The following is an 11,679-nucleotide window of genomic DNA, read 5'->3' as shown; positions in this document are numbered from 1 at the left end:
AAACGGAGAGCAATTCCATGAATAACGAAAGTGATTCCCTGCACGACGCTTTGCGTGAAGCGAGCCCGGATCAATTACAGGCTTTGGCGGAGCTGGCCACTTGGATGGCAAAGCACCATCGGTTGCTGGTCGTTGGCCGGTCGAACGGTGTTCGGATCGGCGCTACGGATAAGGTCATCCAGTTCATGCGCGAACACCTTGACACCGAGCTGGCGGATACGGTCTCGGAGAACCTGGTGCGCGTTGCGAACTGATAGGAAATGTCAGTCCCGTCTACGACATTTGAGGAAGTGATTGTGAAAAAGCGCTATGCATTAACGGCGATAGCCGTGGGGGTACTGCAAACCCAACAGGTCCTGGCGTACGTCCAGCCGGTGGCCGTCACGGGCAGTGTTCCTATTGAAACGCAGGTGATGCCGGCCATGGGCGGCCTTCAAGCTACCCTGGCGGAAATCCTGACCACTGAGACACAAATCGGCACGGCCATCGTGCAGGCCAGTGACAAGCAAGTCGCGGTTATTTCTGAGGCCGCACGTGCCCAGCGCGAGGCCGATATTTTTGGCCGTCAGACCGAGCGCCTGGAGCGTGCCCGAGAACAGTACTCGGTCGCTGACAGCATCTGCAGCGAGTCGGCCTCTGGGGTCGCGGCCACGGTGGGGAAGGTGAGCCGTGCGCAAACGGCGGTTCTGGCCAGCGGGGCAGGCGTCGGCAGTGCTGTGGTGCAGAAGACCATCGCTTCCGAGCCCGTGGCCTCGCGTCAGGGTGGCTATCGCAGTGCCGCCATGCACGCGCAGTACTGCACACAAAGCGAATCGGCCCAGTACGGCGGTACTGATCTGTGCCCGCAGGTCTCCAGCTTGCCTGGGGGCGACATCGAAATGCGCTCGTTGATCGACGGGGCGGGAGCCGTGGGCAAGGCCCCTGACCTGACGTTCAATCAGGATCAGGTCGATGCGGGCATGGCGTACATGAAGAACTCGGCACGCCATGACGGGGGACGGGCACCGGGCAAGGGCGATATCCAGTCGGCCACGGGACGTGAGTATCAGGGGCTGATGACCCAGTACAAGGCGATTCAGAGCGCCGCGACTCAACCGCAGCTGGACATTATCGCCGCCAGTCAGGCCAATCCGGCCACACAGGAGGCATTGCAAGAGGCGCTACAGAATCCGTCAGCGGCGGAGTACTTCGCTTCAACGGGCAGCCAGCAAGCACAACGCACCGGGGTGATGAGCGAGCGCGAGTTCGAAGCTTTCGAGGTGGGCAGGCGCTATGCCAATACCGCCTATGAAACCGACCTTCAGGCCCTGAGCGGAGACAACCTGATGCGTGAATTGGTGCGCGTGCAGAGCCTGGGCAACTGGCTGCAGTTGGGACTCAAGAACGACCAACGCCAGGCCAACATCATTGCCGGCCAGCAACTGGCCCTGGCGGCAGACGCCAAATACGTTCCGCAGCTTCAGGAGCTGGGGTCAAAAATGAGTTCGGGAGTCACCGCACATGAAAACTGAACCTGACACAACAGAGCACGTGGACGAACAATCGCCGCGGGACGATAAGCATTCGGGCACACCGTTACGGCGCGCCGGCCATGTGGGGCTGTCGATCCTCAACCCGTTCTCTGACCTGGCGGTGATCTATCGCCGGGGCATAAAGCCGACGGCGCAAAAGCTGAAGCTACTGAAGACGTTGCTGACCCCGGCGTCAGCAACGACTGAGGCAGATGCAGTCGGTGTCAGTTGGAGTGTGGCTGTCGCTCGTTCGGGAAGGACCATCGAACAGCTGCTGACCTCCTACAACCGCATCAGGGCGGCATGGTGGTGTTTGATGATGTTCAGCGCCAGCCTGAGTGTTCTTCTGCTGGCCATGCTGCTGCTGGCCAACTTCAGCCTGCCATTGAGCACCTTTCTTCGGGCGACGGTAACGCTCCTGGCTCTGGGGGCAATCGCCAGCTTGGGCTTCGTCAAAACGCTGATCGCGACTTACCGACTGTGGCAACTGCAGAACAGGCGCGTCAGCGTAGCGGAACGAGGCACCTTTAACGATTTTCTCATCGAAAACCGATGGTGCCGGCTGGTGCTTACTCGCGGCCACCTCAAGTAATACCGACCTCTAATATGGACAGATGCCATGAACCTCATTAAACGCTTCTGGTGGATGGGTCTTCTGCTGGTCTTCTCCGTGCCGGCACTGGCCGATAACGTGGATTATCAGACGATCGCGGCAGCCTCCCAAAAGCCCAATGACCTCTCGCGCCAGGCGATGGTAATGATCATGGGCCAAGTAGCAGTCGATCCATTTGCACCATCACAGCCAACCTTGATTGGCTCACTGTTCGCCATTATCAATGGCGTTCTGGCCGTGATGGCCCTGTTCTGGTTTCTGACCATCACCCTGAAAACCATTGTGAAGGCTGGGCATCAGGGACAGTTTTTCGCAGGCGGTCGATCTGCGCTGTACCCGATCATGACGTTTGCCGGTTTCATCATGATCTTGCCCACCCAATCAGGTTGGTCACTGGCCCAGCTCGTCATGGTATGGGCCTGCTCCACCATGGGGGTTGGCAGTGCCAATCTGCTGACTGATAAAGCCGTGGACATGATGGACAGCGGCTACTCGATGGTGACGCAGCCCACGGCTCCTTCAACCCGAAGCGCGGCGCGGGGCATCTTTGAGATGAACCTGTGCAAGTACGCGATCAACCGTGAGCTGGAGTCGCTGTATGCGGATGGCGAAGCCAATACCCCGTTGATCACCACCAAGGGGGGCAACGGCCAATACGACACCGGCAACGGCAGCGCGGTGTGTGGTTCTGCCAAAACACCCAATACGGGCCGCACCGGAACCTGGAACCTGCTGTTTGACAGTGACGTGGACACGAGTGGGGTGATCACGGCGCAGCACCAAGCGCTAGACACCCTGCAAAGCACCCTGGATCAAGCGGCACAGGCGTTCGTCGACACCTACCTGAGCAAGCGCGACCAGGATACGGGGAGCTTCCAGGACGCCGAGACGCAGATACAGAACGCAGCCGCTGCCTATGAAAACACGGTGAATCTGGCCCTCAACAAGATCGACTTCAAGGACACACTGCAAAGCCAGTTGTCGAGCCAGATCAAAAGCAGTGGTTGGGTGGCCCTGGGCAGTTGGTATCACACCTTCGCCACAGCTAATAACAAGACCAACGACGTGGCCAGCTCGACCCCGGTTGTCACGGGGATGAGTAATCTGGGCGAGCACGGCACCGGCGACTTGTATAACCAGGTGTTCGCAGCCTACAAATCGCAGGTGCAGAACAGTACCTTCACCGCGCCGCTGGGGACGCAGACGGCCAAGGATGACGGGGCGGCAGCGACGGCGAATGACCCGAATTCGGTGTTTGTGAGTTTTTTCAAAAATCCTATGCAGACGATCACCAACTTAATAGCAACTTCGACGACAGGGAACAGCTCCAGTTTTTCTAACCAAGTGAACCCACTCATCAAGATGCAGACCATTGGTGATTACACGCTGGGGACTGTTGAAACCTTGATGGCGGGGTATGCCGGAACTTGGGCAGCGGCCTCGTCGGCCAGCAACTCGCCATTGGGCTGGGGGGCCAAGATATTTGCGGTGGATGTAGGAGCGGTGGTGAAAGATGTGCTGGGTGCGCTGGCCCCGATGTTCTATTTCGTCATGTTCGCCCTGCTGGCCATCGGTTTTTCGCTGGCCGTATTTCTGCCTGCTGTACCCTTTCTGTTCTGGATGGTGGGTATATTCAACTGGGTCGTCAGTGTGCTGGTGGGCTGTGCGGCGGGCTCAATGTGGGCTGCCACGCACCTGGGAGCCGAAGAGGACAAGGGGAGTCGCAGTACCTACGGTTATATCTTCCTGATCGACATGATGCTGCGGCCCTCGTTGATGGTACTGGGGTTCTTTTTTGCGTCGGTGGCCGTAATCGGTGGGGGAACGATCCTGAATCTGTTATTCGCCTCGGCGCTGGCCAATGCCAACGCGGACTCGATCGTGGGATTGTTCAAGATGATCGGATGGCTGATGATCTATGCCCGCATTGCGACCTTTGGTGTGACTCGACTCTTTGGCCTGCAGGCGTCCCTGGCGGACTACGTGATCTCGTTCCTGGGCGGTCGAGAAGGCGCCAACCTGATGGGCGGCATGGTCGATAACATGAAAGGAATGTTTGGTGCTGCTGGCTCTGGGGCGCAACGTACCCCTGGCGTTAAACTGCAACCCAGGAAGCCTGGCGCAGGTGGCAATGGGGATGGAATTCAGTAGCAACGGCGACCATCGATCACGGCTATCGGACAAATGGTGTCGTGGGTCTCGTTGTCACCCGCTATTGTCTAGGTAGTGTCCAGCTAACGAGATGTGTCATTCAATGACGCCCAATGCGATTCACCACAAGCCTGACCCGCGCTATTTATGTGGGTTGATCGATCAAGCCGGGCTCAGCCGCCGAGGCGCGGCCCAACTGATCGGTATGTCGTGGTCGGGGTTTAGAAACTATCTGCGTGACGAGTCACATTATCTGTACCGGGTAGCGGATTACCGCGTTCAATTTGCCCTTGAGTGCCTGGCAGCCGCTAAAGTACTCAGGGAAAAGGAAACAGGAGAGAAATCATGAAAGTACAGCGCCTGAAAACAGCGAAAGAAGGGTGGATCGTGGTCTTCAAAGGGCTTTATTTGATAGCGTTTCCATTTTTGCTCATATTCGCAATTTTGTTTTTGATCGCGGCTATAGGCTCTATGCCAAGTAAGTTCGGCAGTGAGGCATTAGTTTTGTCGGGTATAATATGGACTCCTATTTTAATTTCGTTGTTTATATTTTTCCGTGGAGTGTTTAGTCGCCGCCGCCTACTGAAGAAAATCACGACGGCTATCAAGGCCAGCCAGTTCTTTGATCCAGACGCTGCCAATGAGATGTACCACGAAGGTGATGGCAAGTACCTAGGGAGACGCTGAACAATTAACCCGTTCGCACCGTCCCCATTTCCAAGCCGGTTTTTTTCAACCTGCCGGCCTTATTTTACGTTTCTCGAGCAGATTTCTGCCCTCATTTTGCTGAAAGGCGGGCCAGTCCCGCCTTTCAGACGGATTTATCCTGCCGTCTGTTGTAAATACCGCTTGGCCAGCATCAGATTGGCCAACCCAAACAAACTGAACAACTGCGCTGTATTCTTTTCCAGCCCACGGTAGCGAACCTTGCGATGATTGAAGCGCACCTTGATTACCTGGAAGGGGTGCTCGACCTTGGCACGCAGTTGCGCCTTGGCATATTCAATTTTGCGCTTGACCCGATACAGCACGCTGCCTTCGCCGTGCTGCTTGTAACTGCTTGGCCGTTCTGCAATCGACCAGATAACGTCCCGTTCAGCATGCTCCGGTCGCTTGGCCGCACCGGTGTATCCAGCGTCACCCGAAACATAGGTTTCGTCACCGTGAAGCAACTGGCCAACCTGGGTGACATCCGCCACGTTAGCGGCCGTCCCTACTACGCTGTGCACCAGCCCCGACGTGGCGTCTACACCAATGTGGGCCTTCATCCCAAAGTGCCATTGATTGCCTTTCCTGGCCTGATGCATCTCAGGATCACGCTTGCCTTCTCGGTTCTTGACCGAGGGCGGCGCGGCGATCAGAGTAGCGTCGACGATAGTGCCTTCCTTGAGCAGCAGCCCCCGGCTGGCCAGATGCTGGTTAATCGTTTCAAACAGCAGCCGGGTTAGCTGATGGACTTCCAGCAAGCGGCGAAAACGCAGCAAGGTGGTGGCATCCGGTGCAGACTCGCGACCCAGGTCGATACCCATAAAACCGCGGATGGCCTGGCTGTCGTAGACGGCATCTTCGCAACCTTCATCGGAGAAACCGAAACACTGCTGCACGACGTACATGCGCAACATGCGCGACACCCCTATCGCAGGGCGTCCGCGCTTGCCTGCGGTGTTGCTATAAAACGGCGCCACTTGCGCCTCCAGCAGGGCCCAGGGCACCAACTGTTCAAGGTCAGCCAGGAAGCGATCTCGGCGAGTCTGCTTTTTCTTGCCGGTATATTCGAGTTCGGAGAAGGTCTTCTGCACGCGCGTAACGCTCACGGAGAGGGAGGCTGTTGAAGGAACATAGTGTGCCAAGGGTGGGGACAGTTGGCTATTTTTGCAGCGCCTCCCTAGGCATCGATACCCAAAACGGCACCATCCTGTATGTTCACAGGATTCGCAAAGGTCAGGTCGATGTGGTGGCCCTGACCATGGACGACTGGACCAACCGCGAGGTCGAAGGCAACGGCATGTTGCGCCTCTATACCAAGTTTCCAGACCTGCCGCGTATCGAGATCGCCACCCCATGGGCGCAACGCTGGTACGACACGCTCGGGGCTATGGAGCACAAGCAGTACAGCACCCCGCAACCGTTCAATCGCTATGTGCATGATCGGCTCGAAGCGCTTGAACGTGATCTGAACGTGCAGATCCCACGCCTGGCGTGAAGCCATAACCCCTCCGCAGCTGTTCCCGACGCGCTTTACCTTTCTCTCACACCGCCCACTCCGGGCGGTGCGACTATTTGTGGGGCATCGCAATGCAAAATCGACAATCCCAAGGTGCATGGGAGGGCGAGCAAGCGCAGATGTTATTGGCGCTTTGTGCAGCCGTCCTGTTGTGCTGGATGTTCTTCGATATCTTCGTGTACTGGACCACCTGGACGCTTTATTGGTTATGGAAAATGGTGGATTTTCCCTTCATCCATGCCTGGGCCGGTGGCAAGATCAACCTGCTGGCCGACGTGGCCAACCACGCCAAGGCCGTGACGCTGGATGAATGGCTTGAGGTGATGAACGCCACCAGTGGAATTCTGCTGCTGTTCATGATACCGCTGGTGATTGTGAGCAGTTGGGGGCTGGCGCAGCATCCGGTACTGCCGTTTCGCAGCAAACGCCTGGTGAACATTCACACGCTTCCTGGCCTGGTGAGTCGTTTCGCACCCTCGGTCATCCCGGTGTTGGCTGCGTCTGGTCCCGATGGCCTGATGAACGATACCTCTCCCAGCAATGCCTGGGCGCTAAAGCCTGAGGAGTTTGCTGAACGTTACAACCTGGTGCAGCGCAAAGTGCTGGATCGGGAGGCCGCTCGTGCGGTGTTCGAGGAACAGGTCGGAGATGTTCATGATGGCCTTCTGGACTTGACACCCTATGAACGGGCCTTGCTGGCCGTATTCGGTCTGCAGGTATTCCTCAATGACCGCAAGGCAGCGACCCGGTTGCTCGATGACCTGAACCGTTCCTGCATGATCAAAGGCTTGTTGCGGCGCAAGACCTTCTCGTTGACGCCGCTGTACGGCCTGGCCGACGAGGGTTTTGATCGCGTTGCAAAAGCACCGGGCGTCAGTGAGTGGCTGCAAAGCCATAGATCGATGCGCACCGCGCTGGTGGCCTTGTATGGCCGCGATCTGCGCTTGGCGCCGGCGCGCTTTCGCTGGCTCAAGGGGGTTAACCGTACTTTGTGGTATGCGCTGCACAGTGCCGACACGGCCAAGGTGTTTGTGGAAGGCGCTGGTGTTCAGGCTCAGGCGCGGGCAGAAGTCCATGCCAGTAAGCTGGGGTTGCCACGTCCTGGGTTGATGGTGACCCAGGCCATCGATGGCTTGCAGGCCGAGTTGGAAAGCATCGGTCTGGTATTTGCGCGACATGTCATCACGCCTAAACGCCGGGAGGCCTCTGACCTTCCTGTCATGACGGCGGTGTATGCCGTGCAGCCTACTGAGTTAACTGAGCCAGCCTGAAGCGCTACGTCTCGCCGCGCCCTTCATATCCCCTTTCTGACACTGTTCCATTCAATTGAATTCATCTTCTATCAGAGGAAACCCCATGGCCTCGGCATCTTTGCGCGCCCCGTTTTCGGTGGACATTCAAGGCGATCAGCTGGTTGTCTATCAGGCAGATCAGGAAGAAGGCATCGTGACACGCACGATTTGCACCCTGGACCTTCGCCATCAGCACTCGTTTTATCTGAGCAATGACGGTGTGGTCTGCCGCGATGTTCAGGGTTTTGAATTCTCTCTTGAAACCCATGACAGTGACGAAACCCATGAGCTACTGACCGCACTGTCGCGGGCTTTGCTGCGCCATGGACGACGCAAGACCCTGCGGCGTCTGATGGGCGTGTTCGTGCTGTTGGTTGTGCTTTGCCTCGGTGCCTCATGGCTTGGCCGAGCGCTTGAATGGCCTGTTGCAATGCCGGCGGCGCAGGTCATCACGCCCTCAGTCCCGAGCGCCCCCAAGCCGGACCTGGCCAAGCGCAGCGCGCCGGCGACGATCGCTTCTGAGCCACGCCAGTCCGCTGCAGACGTGGCACCTGGCGATGGCTGGACATTGCCCAGGGAGGTTCGGGCCACACTCCCTCAAAAGCTGCACAACGCTGCGGAGCGCAAGCTGTTCACCGTTGACTATTCCAGCGGTCACGCGCGCACGCTGTATGTCTTTTCGGACCCTGGCTGTCCGAACTGCCAGCGTCTGGAGTCGTCCCTCAACACGCTCTCCGACGCCTTCAATGTGGTGGTGTTTCCTGTGCCGGTGATTGGTAAGGAAAAGTCGATCGCCGCCATTACGCCCGTGCTGTGCCTGCCGCCTGAGCAGCGCAAAAACGCGTGGGATCGCCTGTTTGATGCAGCCCCCGAGGGTGTAAACCTTGGGAAACCCCAGTTAAAGCCGGCGTCGGAAGGGGTGGAAGTGAAAGCGGCGCAACCAGCAGGCACGTGCGATGTGGCAGAAAAGGCCTTGGGGATCAACCAGACGGCCTATCAGGCGTATCGCATACCGGGCACGCCTTGGGTGATCAGCGACGATGGGCGCTATGTGCCGCAGACGCTGTTGCGTGACCCGATCAGGCTTAAAGCCTTCCTCGATGAGCAACCTGCCCGCCAGGTTCAGGAGGTGTCGAATGCGCCCCAATGACTACGCCGTCGAACGCACGCGTCTAAATCGGCGGGTTTACCACTCGGCACTGGCTGAGTGGTTGATGGGCCCCGGTAGTCTGACGCTGGGCCTTGCCGGGTCTGTGGTGGGAGGCGTCCTGTACCCGGTCAGCCTGTGGCTCAGTCTGCCGGCCTTGCTGGTTTGGTCACCTGTCATGCTGCTCGAACCCTGGCAGATGCCCATGCGCATGCCTTCAGACATGGACTGCCTCGACCCTTCGACGCAACGCCAGGTGACGGGCAAGCTGCTGGGTTTCTTGCCGGTCACGGCCATGCGCACGGTGATGCTCAAGGCAGCGGGCATCCTGTACATGGGGTACCTGCGCGGTCGGGACGCCGGGCGTGAACTGTGGCTGTCGCTGGATGACATGACCCGCCATATTCTGATGTTCGGTACAACCGGTGCCGGCAAAACCGAAGCACTGCTGGGGTACGTGTTGGGCCAGCTGGGCTATGGAAAGGGCCTGATCTATTCGGACGGCAAGGCCCAAAATGATGTGGCCGCCGCGATCGTGTCCCTGGCCCGGCGCTTTGGTCGTGAAGACGACGTTCGGATGATGAACTTCATCACCGGGGGCCGCTCCAGGGCGCAGGAACTGCTCGAGGACAACAAAAGCAGAGGGCAGACCAATACCGTCAACGCGTTTGGTATTGCTCAGGAAACCTACATCATCAACCTGATGGATTCGATGTTGCCCCCTGCGGGCAACGATGCGGGCTGGCAAGAGAAAGCCCGGGCCATGATTCAGGCTTTGGTGTTCTCCCTGGTGTACAAGTGCCGGCGTGAAGGCACGGTCATGTCCCAGCGCACGATCCAGGCGCATTTGCCGTTGCGGGCCATTGCCAAGCTCTACATCCAGTCGGTGGAACAGCAATGGCACGAAGACGCCCAGTTACCCCTGAAAAACTACCTGGGCACATTGTCCGGTTTTGACCTGGCCAAGGTGGATTCGCCGGAGGAATGGGCGACCACCGCGTTGGATCAGCATGGTTTTCTGATCCAGCAATTCACCCGCATGCTGGCCTTGTTCAATGACACCTACGGCCATGTGTTTGCCCGTGACGCCGGCGACATAGACCTCAAGGACGTGGTGCATAACGACCGCATCCTGGTGGTCCTGATTCCTGCGCTGGAAATCTCCTCGACCGAGGCCGCGACTCTTGGGCGTCTGTACGTGTCGCAGTTGGCCATGATCCTGAGCCAGGATCTGGGGGAGAAACTGGAGGGCAAACCCGAAGACATCCTGGTGATCCGCAAGTACAAGGACCGCTTTCCGTTCTTGTGGATCTGCGACGAGGTCGGGGCCTACTACACCGAAAAGCTCGGTGAGCTGGCCACGCAGGTACGCTCCCTGGGGTTTTGCCTGCTCCTGGCCAGCCAAGAGGCGCAGCGCCTCAAGTCGGCGGCCGGCGACAAGGTGTGGACGCTGATCGGGAACATGGGGGTCCGAATCACCGGCAAGATCATGGACCCCAAGGACACTCTCGAAATACTGCAGTTGATGGCCGGCACCGAATACCTGCCAGTGATGAGCGGTATGGTGCGTCAGGCCGGAATCATGGGGGCCAGCTGGGAGGAAGCAGACACACTGAGCCTGAAAGATGAGAAGAAAGTCAGCGTCGAGGAAGTGCAGCAGCTCAAGGAGGGGGAAAACATCACGCTGTTCAACGGACAAGTGATTCGCGGCAGCTCCTTGTACATTCACGATGCTGACAAGCTGTCCAAGGAAGCGATCCGGATCAACCGCTTCATCGAGGTGGCCCCGCCATCGCTGGACACCTTGTTGGCCGGTGCACCTGCTCACATTCGGCGCAGCTATCCGCGCGCGGACCGCGTGCAGCAGATTCTGTACCACCTGGCGATGAAGCCTGGCCGTTCAGACCTTGAAAACCTGGTGCTGACAGATCCGACGTTGGTCGTCTTGAACGAGCTGGGAGAAGAGTGGCGGCTGATCTGGCGTCGCCGTCCTGGAGCGGCAGTGCGCAGCACCTTGTTATGGCACACAGCGCTGGAGCATGTGCCCAAGCGCGGAAGCGGCTACGTGGCGCAATCGTCCACGGCGCTGGATCTGACCGTCGGCAGCAAGCGGTTGCAAGCCTACCAGGCGCAGCACATCGATCCGGCCAGAGCACCGAAAGTGAAGGGCAAGGCGCCTGCACCTAGAGCCACAACGGCTGTTCCACCACGCCACGACCAGGCACCGCCCTATTTCGACGACGGATCTTATTCGCCGGCGCCGTTCGACTGGGATTAATAGACCACACGGGCAGGAGCGCAGCCGATGAGTTACAGACCTCAAAGTGATCCCTGGTTTTCAAGGAAGGTTTTGAAGTTTCACATCGCGAAAAACACGTTTGCGGTATTTAGCCGATATGGAGGGCTTGGCTTGTACGGCCTTCCCCCCGCTGGGCATGTCACCCGAGATATTGGTGTCGATGATTGCCGGGCACTGCTGCAGAACATGAGGCACTGGCTGGCGTCTCCAACGGCCCACGCAGAAGCCATCCAATGCAGTACCGATATCGACTACGTGCGTTATCAGGTTGATTGGGTCCAGTCGTGTCTGGGCAAGGAATCCAACCAGAAATACCTGGGTGTGATGTTCATTCTTGACGGGTGGGACGACCGTCAAACGGATGAAGACAACAGACGAGCGGATGCCTATTGCCACCGTCTGTATTCGTCATCGCCTTATGACGATTAACTTTGCTGATTGG

The 11,679-nt window shown here is 58.2% G+C and carries 11 protein-coding genes and 1 pseudogene; 11 read left to right on the top strand and 1 reads right to left on the bottom strand.

Going from position 1 to position 11,679, the window contains the following annotated elements; translation table 11 throughout:
- The first annotated feature begins 17 nt into the window (after window positions 1-17).
- From BLT55_RS28035 to excA (BLT55_RS28010), 6 genes are all read left to right on the top strand, one after another.
- Window positions 18-254 (top strand): hypothetical protein, encoded by a 237-nt coding sequence (locus BLT55_RS28035; protein ID WP_054069478.1) that lies wholly within the window; start codon window positions 18-20, stop codon window positions 252-254.
- Window positions 255-296: 42 nt separating this feature from the next.
- Complete coding sequence (traW, locus tag BLT55_RS28030; protein WP_054999492.1) at window positions 297-1,511, top strand: conjugal transfer protein TraW; 1,215 nt, start codon at window positions 297-299, stop codon at window positions 1,509-1,511.
- On the top strand, window positions 1,501-2,103 hold the full coding sequence (traX, locus tag BLT55_RS28025) for a conjugal transfer protein TraX (RefSeq protein WP_054999491.1): 603 nt from the start codon (window positions 1,501-1,503) through the stop codon (window positions 2,101-2,103). Before traW ends, traX begins: the two co-directional genes overlap by 11 nt.
- A gap of 27 nt (window positions 2,104-2,130) precedes the next feature.
- Window positions 2,131-4,275, top strand: coding sequence for a DotA/TraY family protein (locus BLT55_RS28020; protein WP_074801663.1), 2,145 nt, complete (start codon window positions 2,131-2,133; stop codon window positions 4,273-4,275).
- Window positions 4,276-4,378: 103 nt separating this feature from the next.
- Entirely contained in the window at window positions 4,379-4,624 is a 246-nt protein-coding gene (locus tag BLT55_RS28015; RefSeq protein ID WP_004668176.1) for a hypothetical protein, read from the top strand.
- Window positions 4,621-4,962, top strand: a complete 342-nt coding sequence (gene excA / locus BLT55_RS28010) for a plasmid IncI1-type surface exclusion protein ExcA (protein ID WP_223862865.1) — start codon at window positions 4,621-4,623, stop codon at window positions 4,960-4,962. The genes BLT55_RS28015 and excA (BLT55_RS28010) overlap by 4 nt, the downstream gene beginning before the upstream one ends.
- 134 nt (window positions 4,963-5,096) lie before the next feature.
- Here the strand turns inward: excA (BLT55_RS28010) and BLT55_RS28005 are convergent, their stop codons facing one another.
- Window positions 5,097-6,074, bottom strand: a complete 978-nt coding sequence (locus BLT55_RS28005; protein ID WP_007247761.1) for an IS5 family transposase — start codon at window positions 6,072-6,074, stop codon at window positions 5,097-5,099.
- Window positions 6,075-6,160: 86 nt separating this feature from the next.
- On the opposite strand from BLT55_RS28005, the pseudogene excA (BLT55_RS28000) reads away from it, so the two are divergent.
- The 5 genes and pseudogenes from excA (BLT55_RS28000) to BLT55_RS27980 form a co-directional block, all read left to right on the top strand.
- Window positions 6,161-6,478: pseudogene (excA, locus tag BLT55_RS28000) on the top strand (plasmid IncI1-type surface exclusion protein ExcA); the annotation flags it as partial.
- A gap of 92 nt (window positions 6,479-6,570) precedes the next feature.
- Window positions 6,571-7,770, top strand: coding sequence for a secretion/conjugation apparatus DotM-related subunit (locus BLT55_RS27995; protein ID WP_074801658.1), 1,200 nt, complete (start codon window positions 6,571-6,573; stop codon window positions 7,768-7,770).
- 85 nt (window positions 7,771-7,855) lie between these two features.
- Window positions 7,856-8,941, top strand: a complete 1,086-nt coding sequence (locus BLT55_RS27990) for a thioredoxin fold domain-containing protein (RefSeq protein ID WP_074801655.1) — start codon at window positions 7,856-7,858, stop codon at window positions 8,939-8,941.
- Window positions 8,928-11,216: an F-type conjugative transfer protein TrbC gene (gene trbC, locus BLT55_RS27985; RefSeq protein WP_074801652.1), complete on the top strand. Its 2,289-nt coding sequence runs from the start codon at window positions 8,928-8,930 to the stop codon at window positions 11,214-11,216. The genes BLT55_RS27990 and trbC overlap by 14 nt, the downstream gene beginning before the upstream one ends.
- A 27-nt stretch (window positions 11,217-11,243) precedes the next feature.
- On the top strand, window positions 11,244-11,666 hold the full coding sequence (locus BLT55_RS27980; protein ID WP_007247232.1) for a hypothetical protein: 423 nt from the start codon (window positions 11,244-11,246) through the stop codon (window positions 11,664-11,666).
- The last annotated feature ends 13 nt before the right edge of the window (window positions 11,667-11,679 follow it).

Origin of the sequence: Pseudomonas cannabina, assembly GCF_900100365.1 — a bacterium.
Classification (GTDB): domain Bacteria; phylum Pseudomonadota; class Gammaproteobacteria; order Pseudomonadales; family Pseudomonadaceae; genus Aquipseudomonas; species Aquipseudomonas cannabina.
Note: the sequence above shows the minus strand (reverse complement) of the source record. Positions and strands in the feature narration are given on the sequence as shown.